The organism is Pedobacter sp. Leaf170 (assembly GCF_920984665.1).
Lineage (GTDB): Bacteria > Bacteroidota > Bacteroidia > Sphingobacteriales > Sphingobacteriaceae > Pedobacter.
The window spans coordinates 291,114-315,377 of the sequence record NZ_CAKLBP010000007.1 but is presented as its reverse complement, the minus strand read 5'-3'; the positions used below and the strand labels follow the sequence as shown (position 1 = coordinate 315,377).

Annotated in this window: 16 protein-coding genes and 1 other RNA gene; 11 read left to right on the top strand and 6 right to left on the bottom strand. The window is 35.5% G+C overall.

What is annotated here, in order from left to right:
* Window positions 1-457: 457 nt before the first annotated feature.
* The 3 genes from LUA90_RS17115 to LUA90_RS17105 all read left to right on the top strand — a co-directional run bounded on the left by LUA90_RS17115 (window position 458) and on the right by LUA90_RS17105 (window position 4,530).
* Complete coding sequence (locus tag LUA90_RS17115) at window positions 458-1,744, top strand: sugar MFS transporter (protein ID WP_231459539.1); 1,287 nt, start codon at window positions 458-460, stop codon at window positions 1,742-1,744.
* 317 nt (window positions 1,745-2,061) lie between these two features.
* Window positions 2,062-2,556 (top strand): HAD-IIIA family hydrolase, encoded by a 495-nt coding sequence (locus LUA90_RS17110; RefSeq protein WP_231459543.1) that lies wholly within the window; start codon window positions 2,062-2,064, stop codon window positions 2,554-2,556.
* A gap of 72 nt (window positions 2,557-2,628) precedes the next feature.
* Entirely contained in the window at window positions 2,629-4,530 is a 1,902-nt protein-coding gene (locus tag LUA90_RS17105) for a S9 family peptidase (RefSeq protein ID WP_231459544.1), read from the top strand.
* A gap of 76 nt (window positions 4,531-4,606) precedes the next feature.
* On the opposite strand, the gene fsa is transcribed toward LUA90_RS17105, so the two are convergent.
* Together fsa and ffs are read right to left on the bottom strand one after the other, a co-directional pair.
* Window positions 4,607-5,266, bottom strand: a complete 660-nt coding sequence (gene fsa, locus LUA90_RS17100; protein ID WP_231459545.1) for a fructose-6-phosphate aldolase — start codon at window positions 5,264-5,266, stop codon at window positions 4,607-4,609.
* Window positions 5,267-5,379: 113 nt separating this feature from the next.
* Window positions 5,380-5,479, bottom strand: an RNA gene (gene ffs, locus LUA90_RS17095) — signal recognition particle sRNA small type.
* Between the two features lie 759 nt (window positions 5,480-6,238).
* Here ffs and gltB point away from each other — a divergent pair.
* From gltB to LUA90_RS17080, 3 genes are all read left to right on the top strand, one after another.
* Complete coding sequence (gene gltB / locus LUA90_RS17090; protein WP_231491855.1) at window positions 6,239-10,738, top strand: glutamate synthase large subunit; 4,500 nt, start codon at window positions 6,239-6,241, stop codon at window positions 10,736-10,738.
* A gap of 2 nt (window positions 10,739-10,740) precedes the next feature.
* Window positions 10,741-12,207, top strand: a complete 1,467-nt coding sequence (locus tag LUA90_RS17085) for a glutamate synthase subunit beta (RefSeq protein ID WP_231459547.1) — start codon at window positions 10,741-10,743, stop codon at window positions 12,205-12,207.
* 185 nt (window positions 12,208-12,392) lie between these two features.
* Window positions 12,393-13,484 (top strand): metallophosphoesterase, encoded by a 1,092-nt coding sequence (locus LUA90_RS17080; protein ID WP_231491853.1) that lies wholly within the window; start codon window positions 12,393-12,395, stop codon window positions 13,482-13,484.
* Here LUA90_RS17080 and LUA90_RS17075 read toward each other — a convergent pair whose 3' ends face one another.
* A complete protein-coding gene (locus tag LUA90_RS17075) occupies window positions 13,485-14,627 on the bottom strand; it encodes a HAMP domain-containing sensor histidine kinase (RefSeq protein ID WP_231459550.1) in 1,143 nt (380 codons plus the stop codon).
* Window positions 14,628-14,806: 179 nt separating this feature from the next.
* Here LUA90_RS17075 and LUA90_RS17070 point away from each other — a divergent pair, with 179 nt between their 5' ends.
* On the top strand, window positions 14,807-16,282 hold the full coding sequence (locus tag LUA90_RS17070; RefSeq protein ID WP_231459551.1) for a glycoside hydrolase family 130 protein: 1,476 nt from the start codon (window positions 14,807-14,809) through the stop codon (window positions 16,280-16,282).
* 193 nt (window positions 16,283-16,475) lie between these two features.
* Here LUA90_RS17070 and LUA90_RS17065 read toward each other — a convergent pair whose 3' ends face one another.
* Entirely contained in the window at window positions 16,476-18,746 is a 2,271-nt protein-coding gene (locus LUA90_RS17065; protein ID WP_231491851.1) for a glycosyltransferase, read from the bottom strand.
* A 125-nt stretch (window positions 18,747-18,871) separates the two neighbouring features.
* Here LUA90_RS17065 and LUA90_RS17060 point away from each other — a divergent pair, with 125 nt between their 5' ends.
* On the top strand, window positions 18,872-19,642 hold the full coding sequence (locus tag LUA90_RS17060) for a Ku protein (protein WP_231491849.1): 771 nt from the start codon (window positions 18,872-18,874) through the stop codon (window positions 19,640-19,642).
* 59 nt (window positions 19,643-19,701) lie between these two features.
* Here the strand turns inward: LUA90_RS17060 and LUA90_RS17055 are convergent, their stop codons facing one another.
* Complete coding sequence (locus LUA90_RS17055; RefSeq protein ID WP_231459555.1) at window positions 19,702-20,820, bottom strand: alpha/beta hydrolase; 1,119 nt, start codon at window positions 20,818-20,820, stop codon at window positions 19,702-19,704.
* 141 nt (window positions 20,821-20,961) lie between these two features.
* On the opposite strand from LUA90_RS17055, the gene LUA90_RS17050 reads away from it, so the two are divergent.
* Both LUA90_RS17050 and LUA90_RS17045 read left to right on the top strand, forming a co-directional pair.
* Complete coding sequence (locus tag LUA90_RS17050; RefSeq protein WP_231459556.1) at window positions 20,962-21,306, top strand: STAS/SEC14 domain-containing protein; 345 nt, start codon at window positions 20,962-20,964, stop codon at window positions 21,304-21,306.
* A gap of 39 nt (window positions 21,307-21,345) precedes the next feature.
* The gene (locus tag LUA90_RS17045; RefSeq protein WP_231459557.1) at window positions 21,346-21,498 is read left to right on the top strand and encodes a hypothetical protein; all 153 of its coding nucleotides are present in this window, start codon (window positions 21,346-21,348) and stop codon (window positions 21,496-21,498) included.
* Window positions 21,499-21,534: 36 nt separating this feature from the next.
* Here the strand turns inward: LUA90_RS17045 and LUA90_RS17040 are convergent, their stop codons facing one another.
* Window positions 21,535-21,912, bottom strand: a complete 378-nt coding sequence (locus tag LUA90_RS17040) for a response regulator transcription factor (RefSeq protein WP_231459558.1) — start codon at window positions 21,910-21,912, stop codon at window positions 21,535-21,537.
* A 137-nt stretch (window positions 21,913-22,049) separates the two neighbouring features.
* On the opposite strand from LUA90_RS17040, the gene LUA90_RS17035 reads away from it, so the two are divergent.
* Window positions 22,050-24,260, top strand: a complete 2,211-nt coding sequence (locus LUA90_RS17035) for an ATP-binding protein (RefSeq protein ID WP_231491847.1) — start codon at window positions 22,050-22,052, stop codon at window positions 24,258-24,260.
* Window positions 24,261-24,264 lie beyond the last annotated feature (4 nt).

The following is a 24,264-nucleotide window of genomic DNA, read 5'->3' as shown; positions in this document are numbered from 1 at the left end:
AATAAAAATTATTTAAATGTGCTAACTATATTGATTTATAGAAAGATTAAATGTTCATTGCATGAAATGAGCGTGAAACATGGTTTTAGAGAGCGCATATTGCGCTAAATGAAATCGCCTTCCATGCTTAATAATGATTATCAATATTCTACTGCTTTCACATAAATTTATATTATAAAGACTTAAGAAGCATGTATTTTGAATAAAATTAATTAATGATGCCTCAAAATGGCGTAGTAAATTTAAATGTGAGTTTAATTGTTCATCTTAAGGTTAAATATGCTTGTATGTGTCTTTAATTTGTACGGATTTATACGTCATTTAATCTAATTGGCAAAAATTTTCTGTCATTATTTTATATTTTCTTATGAATATTAAATCACGCAAACGTTTGATGTAAAAAATGCTGGAATAATTTCTTAGTTTGGCAAAATCAACTCAACCAAACTATATTTTTATGTCAAATATTTCAAGCTCCGCACAAAATAGAGGTCCGAAGCCCTTAGTTGTTATTTGTGCCTTGTTCTTTATCTTCGGATTTGTAACCTGGGCAAATGGAACGCTTATACCATTTTTCAAACTTTCCTTTGGGTTATCAGATATTCAAGCCTTTTTAGTCACCTTTGCTTCTTACATGGCATATTTTTTTCTTGCCCTTCCATCATCATGGATATTAAAAAAGGTAGGATTTAAAAACGGCATTATTTTAGGCTTAGTTGTTTTGGCGCTTGGTTCTTTAATATTTATTCCGGCGGCACAAAGCAGAACCTTCGGACTATTCTTAACCGGAATTTTTGTTCAAGGTGCAGCATTGGCATTATTGCAAACAGCATCTAATCCCTACTTAACCATTATCGGTCCAATAGAAAGTGCCGCAAAGCGGATAAGTATTGCCGGTATCTGTAATAAATTTGCCGGAATTATTGTGCCATTCATCATGGGAACCTTGTTCTTAAAAAATGCTTCAGCTATCGAAAAGAAGATTGAAGTTGCCACTGGTTTAGCTAAAGAACAATTATTGAATGATGTTTTAGGCAGGGTAAATATGCCTTACATTGTATTGGCAATATTATTTTCTTTATTCGCGTTGCTTATCAAATTTACCGATTTACCCGAGGTACATGTTGAAGAGGATGTAGTGGCCGAAGATGGTGGCGGAGTGGTTAAGCACAAAAGCATATTTCAGTTTCCGCATTTGTTTTTAGGTGCCTTTTGTATTTTCGTTTATGTTGCGGCAGAAGTCATGGCCGGCGATATTATTGGCGTTTATGGTAAGGCTTTAGGTATCAGTGCAGATGTGAGTAAATATTTCACATCGCTTACGTTGGGTGGTATGTTACTGGGCTACATCATTGGTATTATTGCTATTCCCAAATATATTTCTCAGCAATTCGCTTTGCGAATTTGTGCAATTTTAGGTTTAATTTTTACCCTAATTGCCTATTTAACATCAGGTTATGTATCTATTATTTTTATTGCATTGTTGGGGCTGGCTAATTCGTTAATGTGGCCTGCAATTTTTCCGCTAGGCATCAGTCACTTGGGTAAATTTACAAAAACCGGTTCTGCAATTATGGTTATGGGTATTGCTGGGGGTGCAATCTGGCCATTATTATATGCTTTTATTAAAGATGAATTAGGGTTAGACTTTCAGCTAGCTTATTTCGTAACGGTATTGCCTTGTTATTTGTACATTTTATATTTTGCGGTTAAGGGGCATAAGGTTGGATTAAATATTAAGTAGGTGCTTCGACTACGCTCGGAATGACATTGAGCGAAGTATTTCGAGAAGATCAGCATGACAAACATTGCCGTTATTGCTTTGCCGATTTTTCATCATTTTAAAGAGCTTCTTCGACCAGGTTCAGAATGACGGTGAGTTAGATATTTCTATACAAGCAAGATGATACAGTTTGCTGGCATGACATATAACTTACCGTCATTGCGAAGCCGATTTTTCATCGTTTGAAGCAATCTCATCTGGGAAGACATTAAGCAGATCTTTCTTATCCGAGTTATTTTCGCTTATTTTGCCAGCAAATTACAATAAATCAATTCCGAATGAATAAAGCCATTTTTTTAGACCGTGATGGTGTTCTAAATCACGAAATATACGATTACATCTGCCGAGTGGAGGATTTCAAAATTCTGGATTATCAAATTCCCGTTTTAAAGAGATTTTACGATGAAGGTTATTTGCTGATTGTGATTACTAACCAGGGCGGCATTGCTTTAAAACGTTATTCGGAGCAGGAATTGGCAATTATGCATCAAATGCTTAGAAATGCTTTTGTAGCTAAAGGTGCTGATATTGCTGGCTTTTATTATTGTCCGCACCACCCAACTGTTGGTGGCGAATGTAAATGTCGTAAACCTAAATCAGGAATGATTTTAGATGCAATAGATATGTACGATATCGATCCGGCTTTATCTGTAATGATTGGTGATAAACCCCGCGATGTTGAAGCGGCTAATGGGGCAGGAGTAAAAGGGATTTTAATCGAGCCGGATGAGCAAATAAATTATGAAAAGATAAAAGCTGTTCTAAACAGTTAGTTTTTCAGATTTTTGTTTTATTGGTTCATTTTGAGTAAGTTAGAGGATTGTTTTACCCTAATTAAACCTCTTATGTATCAACAAAAAACAATTCTATACACCTTGTTTTTGGCAATTGGTGTAATTTCTTGTAACAATCCAGAAAAATCAGTCAGAACTCCAAAAGAATATTCAAGCGAACAACTTCGCAATAATATTGCCATAGAAGGTGCCGGAATCAGTGTAAACGATTCGAGCATTTTAGTAAGCAATAACGCTTCAGGGATTTTTAATGTACAGGAAATAAACCTGACGGATACATCTGCGAAGGTACTTACAAAATCCACAAAGGAATCTAATTTTGCGATTGATTATCTGCCTGATGGCAAGCATTTTTTTTATTCTTCTGATAAGGGCGGCGATGAAAATAGTCACATTTTTGTAGCGTCTAAAACGGATTCTATAGTTAAAGATATAACGCCATGGGCAGGAAGCAGTAACTCTTTTTTCGGCTGGAATAGTGATAAAACCAACATCTATATATTAAGCAATAAACGCGATAAGAAATTCTTTGATTTATGGAAAATTAGCATAGCCGATTGGAAACCAACAATGATTTATCAAAATGAAACAGGTGATGAACCTGGCTCCATCAGCAATAACGAAAAATATATTGCCTTAACTAAAACCATCACTACAGACAAGAATGAGCTTTACCTATTGGATTTAGCAACAAAGAAGAAAACGTCAATAAGTAACAATTCCGAATCAACATGGAGAGCGCAAGGATTTGAAAAAGATGATGCATCTTTTTACTATTTAACTAACGATTCTAGCGATTATACTTATGTGGTGAAGTATGATTTGGCTAATAATAAAAGAACAAAGTTATACTCCACAGATTGGGATGTTGACGGGTTTTATCTAAGTAAAAACGGCAAATATCATACTGTATTCATCAATGAAGATGGTAAAAACAAGGTTTTGCTTTTTGACCATGCCTCCAATAAAACAATCGACTTTCCTAAAATTGAGGATGGTGATGTATTGGATTTAATTTATTCTGACAGTGAAAAAAATATTTTGCTCACCGTTGGCAGCAGTACAAGTCCTTCAAATTTATACCTATACAATACCGAATCAAAATCATTAAAACAGCTTACAAAAACACTAAATAAAAATATTGATGAGCAAGATTTGGTTAAGGCAGAGGTTGTACGTTTTAAATCCTTCGATGGCAAAGAAATTCCGGCAATTTATTACAAGCCATTAAATGCTGAAGAAAATCATAAAGTTCCGGCTTTGGTTTATGCCCATGGTGGTCCGGGTGGACAAAGTAGGGTAGGTTTTAGCAATTCGATTCAGTTTTTGGTTAATCATGGTTATGCTGTTTTACTTGTTAACAATCGCGGTAGCAGTGGTTATGGCAAAGCTTTCTATAAATTGGATAATAAAGATCATGGTAATGGAGATTTGAAAGATTTTATCTGGGGTAAAAAATGGCTTGCGGAACAAAATTATATCGACACTGCTTCGATTGGAATAATGGGTGGAAGCTATGGTGGAAATATCGTTCTTAATGCGCTAACTATTCATCCCAATGAGTTTAAAGTTGGTGTAGATTTATTTGGCGTTGCTAACTGGTTGCGTACTTTAAAAAGTATTCCGCCATATTGGGAGGCTTTTAAAAAAGCTTTATACGATGAATTAGGTGATCCGAACACGGCAGACAGTGTTCGTTTGAAAACAATTTCACCTGTATTTAATTATCAAAAAATTAAAAAACCATTAATTGTTTTTCAAGGTGTTAACGATGTTCGTGTTTTAAAGGCAGAAAGCGATGAAATTGTAGCAGGTGTAGAGAAAAATGGTATTCCTGTAGAATATGTTTTATTCCCGGATGAAGGACATGGTTTTGTTAAAAAAGAAAACCTGATAGCTACAGATAATAAAACTTTGGCATTCTTGCAGAAATATTTGTATCCGAAAAAATAAGTATGGTTATAACAAGAAAAAGTCCTGAACGTTCAATTTCAGGACTTTTATTATTTTAAGACGCTCGACTCAAAACTTATTTTCCAGCTGCTTTTGCGTGGTCTGCTAAGAAAGTAGCTAAGCCGCTATCGGTTAATGGATGTTTTAGCAAGCCAACAATTGCTGCTAAAGGCGCAGTAATAACATCTGCACCTAATTTTGCACAATTTACAATGTGTAATGGTCCGCGGATTGATGCCGCTAAAATTTGAGTTTCGTATCCGTAATTATCAAAAATTGTTCTAATGTCTTCGATTAGAACCAAGCCATCGCTAGAAATATCATCTAAACGGCCTAAAAATGGAGAAACATAAGTTGCGCCAGCCTTAGCCGCTAATAAAGCTTGTCCGGCAGAGAAAATTAAAGTACAATTAGTTTTAATACCTTTTGAAGAAAAATATTTAATTGCTTTAACGCCGTCTTTAATCATTGGTACTTTAACAACAATTTTCGGGTTAAGCGCTGCTAGTGCTTCACCTTCCTTAACGATTTCATCATAAGTGGTTGAAATTACTTCTGCACTTACATTATCATCAACGATATCGCAAATTGCTTTATAATGATTGATTACGTTTTGGTCGCCTGTGATACCTTCTTTAGCCATTAAGCTAGGGTTGGTGGTTACGCCATCTAAAATACCTAAATCCTGAGCTTCTTTAATCTGATCAAGATTTGCTGTGTCGATAAAAAATTTCATGTTTATAAATTCTTAAATATTTGAGTTTTATAAGATTTAAACCCTGAAGAATTTAATTCCCCCTTCAGAGTTTACTCCGATTTTATATCGGAGGGATTAAGGGAAAAGAAAAAAATGGGCAAGCAACTTCTATCGCACCGCTACAACCTTCTACCCTTGCTATGTTCCCATCCTGGGGGAGTTCAAAGGGAGCTGGTCGTAAAAGACTTGCCCGGCACAAAGGTAGAAAAAGATGTGGTTTTGCAAAACCCATTTATTTAATTTTTTAGTCATTTAAGCTATAACGCTGATTAGTAATTTAATAAAGTTTTAATAGGTAGTAAAACTTATGTACATACTAAGGAACCATTATATATATCATGGCAATTCAATTGTTATTATGGATAAAGGAAAGAGGGGCTTACAAATATTATTAACTATAAGAAAACGGTTGTCAGTCAGAGCTTGTCGAAGATCTTGTAACGGTTGAAATAGCAAAAAAATAAGGTCATTCGGCAAGCTCAAGAAGACAATTTCTTTGTTTTTCCATCAGTTAATGATATTTAGTTTCGTCATTTCTACCTTCGCAGAGAAATAAGAAGTGTTCAGCGAAGATAAATCTTGTAAATTATTTTTAGGCTTAATCGAAAATATCTCTGTCATTGCAAATGAATGTTTGTGATGTCATTAAAATATATAATCCAAAGTTTAATTAAACATTATATGTGTTCATTTATAAATACATAATTTATATATAAAATATTTATTTAATCGATTTACTAAACATTACACCTTAAAAGTTAGTTAAAAAGCCAATATTATTCATTTATAAATATTACAATTAAAGTGTTTTATTGTTGTTGATATTGTATTTTAACTTCAATTTATTGTATAAGAACTAAAATTATTCTAAAAATCGTATCAACTCTATAATTTGCAATTCATTTTTTTTAACTTAGTGTTTCCTATACACTAACAACTAACGAGCAAAGAATGGAACCAAACAGTGGATTGTATAATGCACAATTCGAACACGATGCCTGCGGTATCGGGTTTGTTGCGCATGTGAAAGGGCGAAAATCGCATCAAATCATCTCCGATGCGCTTACTATTTTAGAAAATCTAGATCATAGAGGGGCAAGTGGAGCAGAACCAAACACAGGCGATGGCGCCGGAATCATGATTCAGATTCCTCACGAATTTTTTTATGATGAATGTTTAAAAGCTGGCTTTAGCTTACCAGAAACCAATAATTATGGTGTTGGCATGTTATTTATGCCGAAGGATATTCGTTCGAGAGAAGAATGCAGAGAACTTATTTACCGTGCTGCTGAAAAACTCGGACTCGAAATTTTAGGTTTTAGAAAGGTTGATGTAGATACCACCGATATTGGCAGTATGGCATTATCTGTTGAGCCTGAAATTGAGCAGGTTTTTATCGCCAGACCATACGCGGTAAATCCTGGTGCCGATTTCGAACGCAAGCTATACATCTTTAAAAACTACCTGATTAAACTTATTGTAAATACAGTTCACGGTGGTAAAGATTTTTACATTGTTTCCCTTTCTGCACAAACCATTATTTATAAAGGCCAGCTTACTTCTTTGCAAGTTCGTACCTATTTTAAAGATTTAACTGATAAACGTGTGGTTTCGGCTTTAGGCTTGGTACACTCACGTTTTGCAACCAATACTTTCCCATCTTGGAGATTAGCTCAACCTTTCCGTTTTATTGCTCACAATGGAGAGATTAATACCTTACAAGGGAACTTAAACTGGTTTAGGGCTGGTGTTAAATCTTTTGCTTCGGCATATTTTACGCCAGAAGAACTGGATATGTTATTACCCGTTATCGACGAAACGAATTCGGATTCGGGTTGTTTAGATAACGTTATTGAGTTATTATTGCATGCAGGCAGAACCTTGCCACATGTTTTAATGATGTTAGTACCAGAAGCCTGGGATGGTAATGAAGATATGGACCCAATGAAAAAGGCTTTCTATGAATTCCATGCAACTTTAATGGAGCCTTGGGATGGACCAGCAGCAATTGCCTTTACAGATGGTAAATTGATCGGTGCAACCTTAGATAGAAACGGTTTACGTCCTTCTCGTTATGCCATTACGTCTGATGATCGTGTTATCATGGGGTCAGAGGCCGGCGCATTGGCTATCGACCAAAGTACAATTATAGAAAAAGGTAGATTAACGCCCGGCAAAATGTTCGTTGTGGATATGGAGCAGGGCAGAATCATCAGCGATGAAGAAATTAAAACGCAGGTTTGCAGTAAAAGTCCTTATGCAGATTGGATTAACCAATATCAAATTCGCTTAGAGGAATTGCCTGAGCCGCGTGTAATGTTTACCGGGCTTTCGGAAGAATCTATTTTTAAATATCAGCAGGTTTTTGGTTACAGCAGAGAAGATATCGATTTGCTTTTAAAACCAATGGCTATTGATGCCAAAGAGCCAATTGGTTCGATGGGAACTGATACACCCTTAGCGATTTTATCAAAACGTCCGCAACATTTATCAAATTATTTTAAACAACTATTTGCGCAGGTAACCAACCCGCCAATCGATCCGATTAGGGAAAAAGTGGTGATGAGTTTGGCTAGTTTTATGGGTAGCAATGGTAATCTTTTGGAAGAAAACCCTTTGCAATCGCATTGCGTAGCTATAAAACATCCAATATTAACCAATCAGGAATTAGAGAAATTAAGAAGTATCGATACAGGTGTTTTTCAGGCTAAAACATTACAAACCTATTTTAGAGCTGATGGAAAACCTGGTGCTATGGCGAAGGCTTTGGATAGACTTTGCCGTTACGCGGTTGATGCTGTTGAAGATGGTTTTCAGGTTATCGTATTAACAGATAGGGCAATCGATTCGGAACATGCTGCAATGCCTTCTTTGTTGGCGGTTTCTGCAGTTCACCATCATTTAATCCGTAAAGGTTATCGTGGTGCGGTTGGTATTGTAATCGAAGCTGGCGATATCTGGGAAGTTCATCACTTTGCAACTTTACTAGGTTTTGGTGTTACGGCAATCAATCCTTACCTGGCTTTAGAAACGATAAATGGTTTTCAGGCAGAGTCTGGTTTATCCGCAGAAAAACTAACTAAAAATTATATTTACGCTGTGAATGCAGGATTGCTTAAAATCTTCTCAAAGATGGGTATTTCGACCTTACAGTCGTATCAAGGCGCACAGATTTTTGAAATTCTGGGCTTAAATAAACAGGTTGTAAATACGTATTTTACAGGAGCTGTTTCTCGCGTTGGTGGTTTAGGTTTGGATGAAATTGCAAAAGAAACTCTAATTAAACATCACCGTAGTTTTGGTCCGGCAACACAAACAGAAAACTTATTACCAGCCGGTGGAACTTATAAATTCCGCAGAAAAGGTGAAGCGCATTTGTTTAACCCGCAAACCATCCATCTATTGCAAAATGCAACCCGTAGAAATGACTACAATGTATTTAAGCAATATTCGAAATTAGTAAATGAGCAAACGCAGCAGGCTTATACCATTCGTGGATTGTTTGAATTTAATTATACCAGAACTCCGGTTCCATTAAATGAAGTTGAATCTACAGAATCAATTTTGAAAAGATTTGCAACAGGGGCGATGTCTTTCGGTTCAATCTCTCACGAAGCACATTCTACTTTAGCTATCGCGATGAATCGTATTGGCGGAAAAAGTAATACTGGTGAAGGCGGTGAGGATGAAATGCGTTATACAAAATTGCCAAATGGCGATAGTATGCGTTCGGCAATTAAACAAGTTGCTTCAGCACGTTTTGGCGTAACCAGTTATTATTTAACAAATGCTGATGAGTTACAGATTAAAATGGCTCAGGGGGCAAAACCAGGAGAAGGTGGACAATTACCTGGCGATAAAGTTGATGATTGGATTGCAAAAGTTCGTCACTCAACGCCAGGTGTAGGTTTAATTTCGCCTCCACCACACCACGATATTTATTCTATTGAGGATTTAGCACAGCTGATATACGATTTGAAAAATGCAAACCGAGCAGCTAGAATCAATGTTAAATTAGTTTCTAAAGCTGGTGTTGGTACAATTGCCGCCGGAGTTGCTAAAGCACATGCTGATGTAATTTTGGTTTCAGGCTTTGATGGTGGAACTGGTGCATCACCTTTAACATCTATCCAGCATGCAGGTTTACCATGGGAATTAGGCTTAGCAGAAGCACATCAAACTTTAGTTAAAAATAGATTACGTAACAGAATCGTTTTACAAACTGATGGTCAGTTAAAAACAGGTAGAGATATTGCCATTGCGGCTTTATTAGGTGCCGAAGAATGGGGTGTAGCAACGGCTGCCTTAGTAACCGCGGGTTGTATAATGATGCGTAAGTGTCATTTAAATACTTGCCCGGTTGGTGTGGCAACGCAAGACCCTGAATTAAGAAAGTTATTTAGCGGCGATGCAGACCATGTGGTTAATCTATTCCATTTCCTTGCTGAAGAACTACGTGAGATAATGGCTGAGCTAGGTTTTAGAACGATACATGAAATGGTTGGCCAGGCTGATATTTTAAAAGTGCGTGAATTGCCGGAAGAAGATTGGAAGTTAAAACACTTAGATTTATCTGCAATTCTTTTTAAAGCTGAAGATAACGAACTTCCTTTATACAACACTGAACAGCAAGATCATGGTTTAGAACATGTTTTAGATCATCAATTAATTGCCGCAGCTCAACCTGCAATACAAAATAATGAGCCTGTTTTTGCAAGCTTCAGTGTCAAAAACACCGACCGTTCTTTGGGTACAATGTTATCTAACGAAATATCCAAAGTACATTTAAGCGCAGGCCTGCCTCCAGATACCATCAATTTTAAATTTGTTGGTTCTGCAGGTCAAAGTTTTGGTGCTTTCAATACGCGTGGGGTTACTCTATCATTAGAAGGCGAAGCAAACGATTACGTTGGGAAAGGATTATCAGGCGCTCGCTTAGCCATTTATCCTTTTGCGAATTCAACATTTATACCAGAGCAAAATATAATTATAGGAAATGTTGCGCTTTACGGAGCAACCTCAGGTGAGTTATTTGCAAGAGGAAAAGCAGGCGAACGTTTTGCTGTTCGTAATTCTGGTGCAACTGCGGTTGTAGAAGGTGTAGGCGACCATGGTTGTGAATACATGACGGGCGGAGAAGTTTTAATTCTTGGTGATACCGGAAGCAACTTCGCTGCAGGTATGAGCGGCGGTGTAGCCTGGATATACGATGCAAACAAAACTTTCTCAAGAAAGTGTAATAAAGAAATGGTTGATCTTGACCCATTACAAGCTGAAGATGAAGAGCGAATATTAGCTTTATTAAAAACGCATATCAGACTGACAGATAGTAAGGTTGCGGAATTTATTTTAAGTGATTGGAAAACACAATCGAGTCATTTTGTTAAAGTATTCCCTAAAGAATATAAAGCAGTATTAGCAAAACGTAATCAACAGGTAAAAACACACTAGTCATGGGAAAAGTAACAGGATTTCAAGAATACGATAGAGTTGCGCCCACTAGAGAAGAGGCTTCAACTCGTGTTAAACATTATGGTGAATTTTTAAATGAATTGCCATCATCAGAATTAAACAGACAAGCTGCCCGTTGTATGGATTGCGGCGTTCCATTCTGTCAGTCGGGTTGCCCTTTGGGTAACGTGATACCAGAATTTAATGATGCCGTTTATCAAGGCAAGTGGGAGCAAGCAGCAGATATTTTATTAAGTACAAACAATTTCCCGGAGTTTACCGGAAGAATTTGTCCGGCACCATGCGAATCGGCCTGTGTATTAGGAATAAATCGTCCGCCGGTTTCTATTGAGGAAATTGAAAAACACATTATTGAAATTGCATTCGAAAAAGGCTACATCAAGGCAAAGGCACCATTAATCCGTACAGGTAAAAAAGTTGCAGTTATTGGTTCAGGCCCGGCCGGAATGGCTGCCGCAGCGCAACTAAACAAAGCCGGACATGAGGTTACAGTTTTTGAACGCGATGATGCACCAGGCGGTTTATTGCGTTATGGCATTCCTGATTTTAAGCTTCAAAAAAACGTGGTAGATCGCCGTGTGGATTTGATGAAAGACGAAGGCATCATTTTTAAATGCAATGCAAATGTTGGTGAGAATATAGAAATCAGCACTTTGTTAAGAGATTTTAATGCAATTGTCTTAGCCGGTGGTTCTACTATTCCAAGAGATTTACCTATCCCGGGTAGGGAAGCAAAAGGTGTACATTACGCAATGGATTTCTTAAAACAACAAAACAAACGCGTAGCCAGCAGAGAAGTTTTATCTGAAGATATTATGGCAACAGGCAAAAACGTAATTGTTATTGGTGGTGGTGATACAGGTTCTGATTGTATCGGAACATCAAATCGCCACGGTGCAAAATCGGTAACCCAATTTGAAATTATGCCTATGCCACCACAGGCAAGAACCGAAAATATGCCATGGCCTAATTATGCAATGTTATTGAAAAATACTTCTTCGCATGAGGAAGGTGCCCAAAGAGCCTGGTCGGTAAATACTAAAAACTTTATAGCCGATGAAAACGGAAATCTAAAGGCGCTAAAAGTTGTAGATGTTGAGTGGGAAATTGATGCGAACGGCAGACCCGTAACCTTTAAAGAAGTTGCTGGCAGTGAGAGAGATTTGCCTTGCGAATTGGTTTTACTTGCAATGGGTTTTTTACATCCGCAAAAAGAAGGTTTAATTGAAAAATTAGGTGTAGAATTGGATAACAGAGGAAATGTTAAAGCTTCTGAGCATAACTATCAAACCAATATTGGTAAAATATTTGCCGCTGGTGATGTTCGCCGTGGACAATCGTTAGTAGTATGGGCAATCTCTGAGGGAAGAGAGGCCGCACGTAAAGTAGATGAATACTTAATGGGTAAAACCAAACTACCATCAAAAGATGCCATTGCTTACGCATAATTTAAACTTAAATAATTCAAAATCTGAAAGGCTGCATTTATTGCAGTCTTTTTTGGTTATTGAAAGATTTATCTTGTTGAATTGTTTTATTTCTTACTTTTAAAAGGTCTTCCGACAAGCTCAGGATGACAAGGTGAGTGCAGCAGTGAAGGTTTAAAGAGATAAAGCTAATTTAATAAAGATTTATGCGCAAGTTGTTGCAACGTTTATTGAGTAATTGGGTAATTCGCATGTCGAATAAGTTTGGTTCCAGACCAAATGCAACCAGAATAAATGAAGCATTGACTAAGCTTTATCAAAAAATAAATAGTGGTGATGGCAAAAGAGGACTGATATTTAACGCTGATGGTAATCAGAAATATATTATCTTTTCTGATCAGCATAAAGGAGCAAGAGATTTTGCAGATGATTTTGCCCTTGCTGAGAAAAATTACCTTAAGGCTTTAGAATTCTATAATCAGGAAGGTTTCCATTATTTGAATTTGGGAGATAGTGAAGAACTTTGGGAAAATTTAATGGAATCTGTTATTAAGCACAACCAGAAAACATTTGATTTGGAAAGAAAGTTTATAGAAAGAAATGCTTTCACGAAAATATTTGGCAACCATGATTTGTATTGGGATAATGATCCATTATCATCCTTCAATCTGAACCGTATTTATGGCCAAAGCATTCGGATTTATGAAGGCGCAATTTTACGATTTAATATAGAAGATAAAAATTTAGATATTTTCTTAACCCACGGCCACCAGGGAGATTTGCAGAGTGATGGAAACTGGTTTAGCAAATGGTTTGTTAGCACAATATGGGCGCCTTTTCAATCCTATTTAAAAATTAATCCAAATACGCCAGCTTATGATAATCAGCTTAAAACAGTTCATAACGCGTTGATGTACAATTGGGTAGAAAAGGAAAATAATGTAGCTTTAATTACTGGTCATACCCATCAACCGGTTTTTGCTTCGTTAACACATCTGGAAAGGCTTTACTACAAAATTCAATTTGCTGAGCAGCAAAAAAATGAGGCAGAAACAGCCTTATTAAAAGGTGAACTTAACAAACTCATTGGTAAAGGCGAAGAAATGCCGGCGCTTAAAAAATACAAATCTGCTTATTTTAATACAGGTTGCTGTTGTTTTAACGATGGGGATATTACCGGAATTGAAATCGAAAATGGTTTAGTTAGATTAATAAAATGGTCGTACAAAAACCGAACAGATTCTGAACGGATTGTTTTAGAAGAAATGAAATTAAATGTGCTTGTAAACCTAACTTAATTACCTTAAAGGTATTTCGACATGGAAGGTTGTGCCTTTATCTTTTCCTGCACTTTCTGCCCAAAGTTTTCCTTTATGTAATTCAAAAATTGTTCGGGCAAGTAGTAAACCTAATCCTTCTGAACTTTGAAGTTGTTTTGGGGAATTATTAAAATTCGCAAATTTTATAAAAAGCTTTTCTAAATCGCCTTCTTCAATACCAACGCCTTTATCTATAATTGAAATATTAAGAATATTTTCTGAAAGTGAACAAATTAAATGAATTTCTGCTCCCGAGTTCGAAAACTTGATGGCGTTTTTAATCAGGGCTTCAATAGCCAAATATAATTTTTCTTCATCGCCATAAACTTCTATAACTTCAGGTGCATCTATTTTTAATAGTAAAATTCTTTTATTCAGTCTTTCTCCAAAATCATTTGAAATTTTATTCAGTAAACTTTTAAAATCAACCTTTCCTTTTTGAAGTTTTACCGCTGCATTTTCGCTTCTTGCCGTACTTACAATATGGTTTAAGCTTTCTACAATGTTCTTCGATTGTGCGTTTATTTTTCCCGCAATCATTTTGCTACGCTCATCCAAGCCAGGCATTCTGCCAATCAACTCAGATTGAAGGGAAATGGTAGTCATTGGATTTTTTAAATCATGCACAAGCATATTCACTCGGTTATCCTGTGTGCGCATTGTCGTACGCATGGCAAATCTGTTTTCTAATTTATCGATAACCAAACCGGCAAGCATTTTAAGCATCTCAATTTGTTTTTGAGTAGGCTCAATTTTCTGGTGGCTAGTTACATGTATTGTACCCACTATAAAGCCTTCAGGCGTAATTAATGGCGCAGCAATAAAAAATGGAACTAAAATATTATCCTTAACTATTGTTACATCAGTGTTCTGAATTACTTTTCTACAAAGTTCATCTACATTATCAAATTTTTGTGAAGCTGAGGCTTTGTAAAAAACGTTTTCTTCATCAACAAAAGAAATGGCTGCATTTTCACTTTCAAAAATATTGGCAGCTAAATTTGCTATTGTATTAAAAGCTAATTCTGGTTTCGTATCTAAAATCTCGTAACGAGCTAACTTTTTCAAGCGATTATTTTCTTTATTCAGTACGTTAGTTTCAGAAATTTCAGTTTCAGACATATAAATAGAATATTTTAAAAATTTTAAAGTTAAATATTATTATCACATTGTGATTATTTATTATTAGAACCACATTATCAGCAAAACAAATGAAACAATTATAGCTAAAAATTAGTTACTAAATATTGTAGAAATAGATGAAGATTTTGTCTTAATTTATCGCTAATAAACACATAAAAATGAGATTACACATAGAACGAAAACCGGTTAAAGTTAACCCTGATACAAAAAGAGTAATTGCCCGTTTCTTTTTTAACGGAGAAGAACGAGCTTTGGAAGTCATTAAAAAAGTGCTGCAGTTTTCTGATGAGAAAGTTTTTTCTTTAGTGTCGCCAATATTGCAAGAGTATTCTAAAAGGCACAGAAATATTACTAAAATACTAAACAGGCATTGTAAAAAGCTTAAAAAACAGCTTACCGCCTTAAACGTAGATTTAGAAGATTTACATCCTTACACCAAGTTATTAATCGGAGCTTACTTTACACATGAATATTCAATCGAATCGGCAGCTTTTTTTAATCCAAGTATTATAGATGATCCTGACCAAACTGATTTAGTAGAAGGTGAAAAACGTGTTATAATCAGCTTCAGGGCTGTAGGTGAAGGACATATATCTTCTATTGTTTTCAGACGTGCTTTAATTGATGCGAAAAATAACATATCTGTTTTACCGGTAGGTAATTATGTTGATGAAGCTGAAGTAATTCGCAATGCAATTTACGTTAAAAAAATGTTCTTGAAAAAGGCTGCTTATGCACAAATCGACCCTTCGGTTTTGGAAGAAATGGAAAGCAAGCTCGACGATAAATTTGAGTACACCAGTTTGAGTAACATCATCAAAGATTCAAAAATTTTACATCAGGATAATCAGAACAGACTTATAGAGTACGATAAAGTGCTTTGGCTCTCTGATACTTACCATACCATCAGCTTTTCGAAAGATACCGATTTATCTGACAGGGTAATTTTCCCGATTTCTGAATTTGAAAGAAAAGGAATTGAAGATGCCAGATTTGTAAAATTTATTAAAGATGATGGAAAAGTGGTTTATTATGCTACTTATACAGCTTTTGATGGTTCTTTAATTATACCAAAACTGGTTCAAACCGAAGATTTTTACGAGTTTAAGGTAATTCCTTTGTATGGCGATGGTGCACAGAACAAAAATTTAGCCTTATTTCCTAGGAAAATTAAAGGCAAATATGTGATGATGAGTAGGATAGACGGATGGAATAATTATCTGATGTTTTCAGACAAGATTAACGTATGGGAAAATCCAATTTTATTAAAACAGCCACGTTACGATTGGGATTTGGTGCAGGTAGGTAACTGTGGTTCGCCCATAGAAACAGATAAAGGGTGGCTTTTAATGACACATGGTGTAGGGCCAATGCGTAGATATTGCATTGGTGTTAGATTGCTTGATTTAGAAGATCCGACAAAAGAAATTGGCCATTTAAAAGAACCATTAATTATTCCTAACGGAGATGAACGCGAAGGTTATGTACCTAATGTAGTGTATTCTTGCGGTTCAATTATCAGCAATGGCGAATTGATTATTCCTTACGGATTATCAGATTACAGCTCAACCTTTGCAACGGTTAATTTAGAATTGCTTTTGAACAAATTGTTGGAGAATAATGCAGAAGAATAATCATAGGGTAATAAATAGTTTTTTTTCTTAAAATTTGTGTAAGTATTAGTTCTCCGATACTTTCCTGTTCATTGCAAAGTTCAGAATAACATTGTGCAAAAAGTCTTAACCGTACTTATGAGCATAAAAAACTTCTTAAAACAAAAAGCCGGATTTTTTTAAAATCCGGCTTTTTGCATTCAAAATATATTCATTAACAAACTTTCTCTGCATCAACTAAAGGAGAGGAAAGGGTTTGAAATTCAATCTCTGCGGCCTTTAGCACCGTTAAGTGAGATATGAAATAAGCTAAAGTACTTTCAGCGCCCTGGTTTCTGTTTACACTATTAAATTGCAGACCATCTGCACAACCATGTGTTTCAAAATCATACAAAGGAATATGTAGGCTGTTTCTACCTAAAAACCACTCATAGCTGATGTGCATCAAATTCAAATATTTATTATCACGTGTAATTTCAAAGGCTTTGTGATAGAGTAAAACCATCGCCATCGTTTCTAATGCCTGCTGATCGTAAACCGGGTTTTTGCCATGTTTCTTCATCCAACCAGCATTTCCAACCGGATTTAAGTATCCGTTTTCAAAAGAAAAACTATTTAGAAATTCTATTGATTCCATCGCAATCTCTAAAGATTCTAAATTTCCGGTTACCTCGTAATGACTTAATAAGGCCAATGGCAAAATCGCATTATCGTAGGTTAAAATATCTTCAAACCAATGCCATTTGTCTTCTTTATTTTTACGGTAAGCATCAACCAGAACAGCTGATAAACGATTTATTTCCTCAATTAAAAGTTCATCACCATCGTGTGCCTTTAGATAATAGCTTACCCCAATAATTGTATTTGCTATAGAACGGATATATTTTAAATCTTTAAAGTGCCGAACAGAATTTGAGAAAAGCTCACGTCCAAATTCCCGGTATGAATTATTTGGTGCTGCACAAATTAAATAACCTAACGACCAAACCGTTCTTCCAAAAGAATCTTCAGAGCCAACTTCATCTAAATAATTCCTGTTGAAACTTAGGAAATTTCTAAAATTACCGTCTTCCAATTGCATGTATTGAATAAAACTCAAATACACAGGCATCAGCTTCAATGCTTTTTTATTTTTATCTTGTTCGTAAGCTAATAGTACCAATATCAAAGCCCTGGCGTTATCATCAATGCAATAACCTTCTTTTAAATTCGGTATTCCAAATTTTGCGTGTTGAATTATGCCTGTATCGTCTGTTAGCAATTCGATATGGCTCAAATTTAAGGCAGGCATACGTTCAACATCAATTATCGGCGGTATTTCTCTCTTAGGTTTTGATACTGAGCTAATCGCTTCATTTAAAGTATTGATATAAGTATTTCCAATTTCAGGCCATCTCAATTTTAAACCGTAACGGTATGCATTCTCTTTAAGTTTTATATGATTTTGCTCATTTTCTAATAAATCATTTACAATTGTTGCCAATTGTTCATCGTTTTTAAAATCAAAAATCTTTCCTCTATCATCCGCAAGCAACTCTTGTGCATGCCAGTATGGTGTGGAGATAACTGCGGCACCTGCACCAACGGCATAAGATAATGTTCCACTTGTTATTTGTGCCTCATTTAAGTAAGGGGTAATGTATAAATAGCAAGCTGTTAAATATTGATGTAATTCAGACTCTGATACAAACTTATTTACAAAGGCGATATTATTCTCTACGCCAAGTTTCTTCGCTAAATATTTTAAGCTATCGCGATATTCTTCACCGTTATGTTTTACAACACCCGGATGGGTATTACCTAAAATTACATATAATACTTCAGGGCGTTTTTTTACAATAGATGGTAAAGCTTTTACAACGGTTTCTAACCCTTTATTTCTGCTGATTAAACCAAACGTAAATAACACCTTTCTACCTTTAAATAAATCAGTTTGTAGCAACTCATTATCCACTGATGGCTCCAAATCAGGTACGCCATGCTCGATAAGCTGTATGTGAGTAGAAGGAATTTGGTAAATGCTTGTTAAAAATAAAACTGCTTTTTTGCTCATTACCACAATTTTAGCTGCTTTAGCTGCAATTTCTTTAATTATGGTTTGTTGCATAAAATTCGGTTCTTTTAACACCGTATGCAATACCGTAATAAATGGCTTTTTTAAATTATTTATTAAGGATAATAAGAATACACCGCTTTCTCCTCCAAAAATTCCAAATTCATGTTCAATTATACAGGCATCAACCTCACTGTTGTTGATGAAATTGGCAGCTTCTAAATAGTCGTGTTGGTTTTGCTGACGAATTACAAACTTAACTTCTTGCGGATACTGATGTTCATTTAAATCATCAGATTCGTTCATTGCAACAATAAAACTTTTGTCGGCTTCGTAGGCAGTATTAAGCGCCAAAGCATTAACAAGGTTTTGATTAAAAGTGGCTAGACCGCATTCGCGAGGTGGGTAAGTTGATATATAAGCAATTTTCATAATTTCAAAGGAATAGATACTTAAATAACATGATATGCCATAAATAGTTTGCCTGTAAAGAAATATGACATTTCTAATCGAAAACAATATGATTTATTAGCATGTTTCTTAATAAAACAAAAAATATGAGATCAATTTGGAAAGGATCAATTGGATTTGGACTTGTAAATATTCCGGTAAAGTTGTTTTCTGGTGTACAAAGCAGCAATCTGGATTTAGATATGCTTGATGAACGCGATCAGGCTAAAATTAAATATTTAAGGGTTAATGAAAATACCCATAAAGAAGTACCTTTTGAAAAAATTGTAAAAGGGCATTTTCTAAAAGACAGATATATTATTTTGGATAAGCATGACTTTGAGGAAGCCGCTCCGGAAAAAACAAAAATCATCGAGCTTGAAAATTTTGTAGATATAAAAGAAATCAATCCTATTTATTATGAAACCTCGTATTATACCGAGCCAGAAAAGCAAGGCAGAAAAGCTTATGCTTTACTGCTTAAAGCGTTAGAAAAGTCGGGAAAAGCAGGCGTTGCAAGGTTCGTATTACGTAACAATGAAAATCTGTGTGTTATTCATCCAATGGATGGCGTTATTGTGATCACCAAAATTCGCTTTGAGGAAGAAATCCGAAGTTTAGCAGAAGTAACCAAGGTTACAGATATTACCATCACTAAAAAAGAAATGGATGTGGGTTTAGCATTGATTAAGCAATATTCGAGCAAGTTCGATTTAAGCTCATTTAAGGATGAATATCACAATGAACTGCTAAAGATCATTAAAGCTAAAGCCAAAGGAAAGCGTGCAACCGTTAAGAAGATGAAACCGCAGAAAGCAAGTAGCGATGATCTATATGAACAACTTATGCAGAGTTTAGGCTCGAAAAAAGGGGCTTAATTTGAGTACTCTGAATTTAAAAATGGGTTTAGCATTCTATTTTGCTAAACCCATTTTTTTTATTTAAAAGCAGTTTTTAATTGTTCGGCAGCGTAAGCCTGAGCTTGTTTTGCTTCCGGAACAACCAGCGCCATTCCAAAAAATTCGTGGGTTACGCCTTCATAATTTCTACTGTTTACTTTTACGCCTGCGGCTGATAATTTATTGGCAAGCATTGTACCATCATCATGTAAAGGATCTATTTCTGCCGTAATAATTGTTGTTGGCGGCAAACCTTGCAATTTCGCATTTACTAATGAGATTTGAGGATTCTGAGCCTCATCCATATTATTTAGATATTTTTCCGTAAACCAAGTCATCATTGCCTTATTTAACGGCTTTGCATCAGCATACATTTTATACGATTCGGTTTCCATGTTCGCCTGTGCAATTGGGTAAACCAAAACCTGATGAACCGGAATCATTATTTTTTTATCGCGTGCCATTATAGAAACGTTTGCAGCCAGATTACCACCTGCACTTTCGCCCACAACAGCAATTTTAGCCGGATCGCCTTTTAAACTGGCCGCATTTTTAACAACCCATTCATAAGCAGCAAAAGCATCCTGGTGTGCCGCAGGAAATTTATTTTCGGGTGCCAGTCTGTAAGCTACAGAAACCACAACTGCATTAACCTGTTCTGCCAATGCCTGTGCTGATGCATTATACACATCAAGGTTTGCAATTACAAAACCACCCCCGTGATAGTAAACTATAACCGGATATGGTCCTTTTGCCTCTTTCGGTGTGTAAATTCTTAAATGAATTTTGGCGCCATTTGCATCAATATCTTTTCCAACCGTGTCTACCATTGGTGCAGGAATTTCTATTTTATTCGCCGAAACTAAGTCCATAACAGCATCTGTTGGTGTATGATTTTTACGGGCATCAACAGCGCTCAATGTTTCTAGCGGCTTATCGCCATAGCTTACCAGTTTCTCAATAACCGCCTGCATTTCAGGTTTAATGGTTTTTCCCCATTCTGGCGGCGGACCAGCAGGTTTTAAAGATGAAACAGCATTTGAATCTGTTGTTAAGGAATCGGTTGTGTTCGATTTATTTGAGTCGCTATTACATGCAGATATCGTAATCGCCAGTGCTACAATGGCAGTTGGAATCTTTAATAAATTGATTTTCATAGATTTAATTTCTTCGTTTAAATTTTGATTTATAACATCATCTATCAGATAACTGTTTTATAAGATTCACAACCTTTTAGAATTTGTTTAAAATCCAAACTTCTTTCAATACATAATGTTCTAATATTATAAAATTGAAGAATGCTAGCAGAAATAACGGGTTTACAGGATAATATTTTCGGCGTTAGAGCCACAGGTGAAGTAACAAGCGAGGATATAAAAACTGTTTTATTACCCGGGTTGGCAAGAACAGTGGAAAAATTTGGCGAAATAAGGTATTTACTGATTTTAGAGACCGATGTGAAAAACTTCACTGCTGGAGCTTGGATTCAGGATGCTAAACCCGGGTTAGAAAATTTCACAAAGTGGAAAAAAATTGCAGTGCTTAGTCACGAAAAAGGAGTGGAGTGGTTTACAAATGTTTTTACAATTGCAACACCAGGAAGTTCAAAAGGATTTAAGCCAGATGAAGTTGAAGCCGCATAAGAATGGCTAAAAGTTTAATTGTGTAAAGGAAAATTAATTATGAAAAATTCGAAAACATCAGCAGAAAAAAGCAAAGCAACTGCACCAAAAGAATCAAAAGCAAAAGGAGCAGGCGATAAAGTAACCTCGGCAAAGGATGCAGAAAAGGTTAGTGTAGAGAAAACATCTAAAGAAAAATCTAAGAAAAAATAATTGTAGATATATAAAATAGCTGAAATCGATTATTGCCTAAGCTTTAGATTTTTTTAAAAGTGCATAAATTTTATCCATCAGCTCATCAATATTAAAAGGCTTTGCCATAAAATCATCTGCAGCAATATCATCAAGCATATAGTTTGTCGAGTTATATCTTGCCGAAATCATTAAAACAGGAATATGTTTGGTTTCTGGATTTTGTTTTAATTCTTTCAATAAAACCCTGCCATCAATATCCGGAAGCATTATGTCCATAATGATAACATCAGGTAAAAAATCATGAACATGTTTAATAAAGTCGGCACCTTTATTTAAACCTTCAACATCAAAAGCTTCGCTTTCAAGTATTAGGGTAATTACATCTAAAATTGCATGGTTGTCTTCTACAACCAAAATGTGTTTTTTTGCCAACGGGATGAACTTTTAATTTTGAACAAATATATAATAAAAAATAAACCGCAAAACTGAAATGAAAAATTTTAAATCTATTTAAAGTACAGGAGTTTGTAAAGCCGATAAATCTGATACTTTTGTATACAAATATTTTTATGAATAATTTCTCAGTAGATTTAACCAATTGTGACAAAGAGCCAATTCACATTCCCGGCAAAGTGCAATCACATGGCTTTCTTGTTGCGGTAAAAAAAGCTAATCATACTATATCATATATTAGTGAAAATGCTGAAACTTTTTTGGGTGAATCTGCTAAAAACTTTCTGAACAAATCTGTAAGCATTTTAAATAGTTTTTTCACCCAAAATGAGATTCAATTTGATATTGAAGATTTATTGAGGCTTGGAGTGATAAGAAAGAGTTTTCATGCTATAAGTCCACATCCAACTGCTATAGGCGTTAAGCCTTACTACCTAATAATTTCTGAATCGGTAGATAATTGGTTATTGGAGTTTGAACCGGTAACATTACAATACGATCTTCAAAGTGCTATTGGCCGTTCTGCATCAGCTATGCTGCAAGGGAAAACAGTTGCTGCACTTTTAAAAGGCGCCGCTATTGAGGTTAAAAAGCTCATCGATTACGATAGAGTAATGGTTTACAAATTTCAGGAAGAAGGGCATGGTGAAGTGGTTGCCGAAGAGCTGGAATCAAAATTAGAGCCTTTTTTTGGTTTGCACTACCCGGCATCAGATATTCCTAAACAAGCAAGAGAATTATATAAACTTAATTTAACCCGTTTAATTGCTGATGTAAACGCAGAGGATGCTAAAATTATTACTTTTGAAGAAGACAAACCACTAGATTTAACCAATGGTGTTTTAAGAGCCGTTTCGCCAATTCATATTCAATACTTAAAAAATATGGGTGTGCATTCTAGCTTTAGCATATCACTTATTTGTAAAGGAGAACTTTGGGGCTTAATCGCATGTCATAATTACAGTGCTAAATTTATCGATTATAAAGCAAGAGAAGGCTCTAAATTAATCGGTGAAATCCTTTCTTCGGCTTTAGAATATCGCCAGGGCGAGGAAGACTCTGAAATTATTGAAAAATTTAAAGATACTGCTACCATATTAACAGAGCATTTATCAAGAGATAAATATTTAATAGATGCATTAGCGGGTCATAAAAAATCACTTTTCGATATCACGCTAGGAACAGGTGTAGCCATAATTTTTGAAAATAAATTAAAAACCTTAGGCAATGTTCCTGCTGATGAAGATATATGGGAATTAGCAGAGTGGTTGAAGAGCATTAATGAAGAATCCATTTATTATACACATCGATTACCTGAAATTTTTCATCCTGCTAAAAAATACAAAAATTTAGGTTCGGGTATTTTGGCGTGTAACTTAAGTAAAGATTTAAACGAAATGATAATCTGGTTTAAACCAGAACAAATTACCACAGTTCAATGGGCGGGTAACCCAGAAAAACCAACAGAAATATTGCCTGATGGCTTAGAAGGTTTATCTCCAAGAAAATCTTTTGAGAAATGGTCTCAGGTTGTTAATAACACTTCCGAAAAATGGCTTGCAGAAGAAATTGCATCTGTTCTTCGCATTCGCGAGGTTATTATTACCGATGTAAATAAAAAGGCTAACGAAATCAGATTGTTAAATGAAAAGCTACAGGCAGCTTATGATGAGTTGGATACCTTTAGCTATACAATTTCTCACGATTTAAGAACACCTCTTACCTCTGTAAAAACCTATACCGAATTATTGCTTAAAAATAAAAGTATTGATGAAGGCGGCAGAAAGATGCTGGAAAGGATATTAACAGGTGCCAACAAAATGAATTTCTTAATCAAAGAGATACTAAATTTAGCGAGGGTTGGCCGCTCTGAAATTGATTTTGAAGTGGTTGATATGGAATCTTTAATTAAAGAAATTACCCATGAAGTGTGGAATGCTTTTAAAGCAGACAATGCCGAACTAATTTTAGGGCAATTAACAGATTTAAAGGGAGATAAAACATTCATTGCGCAAGCATTTACAAATCTGATTAGTAATGCGGTTAAATATTCATCTAAAGCAACAAAACCAAAAATCGAGGTATCTTCATATATAGATGGAGATGAGATAATTTATACAATTACCGATAATGGTATAGGAATTGATAATCGTTATTACGATAGGGTTTTTGAGCTTTTTAAGCGCATGGACAACGTTAAAGAGATAGATGGAACTGGAGTAGGCTTGGCTATTGTAAAAAGAGTTGTAGAAAAACATAATGGCAGAGTTTGGTTTGATAGTAAACTAAATGAAGGTTCTACATTTTACGTAGCTTTTAAAAAATAATAAG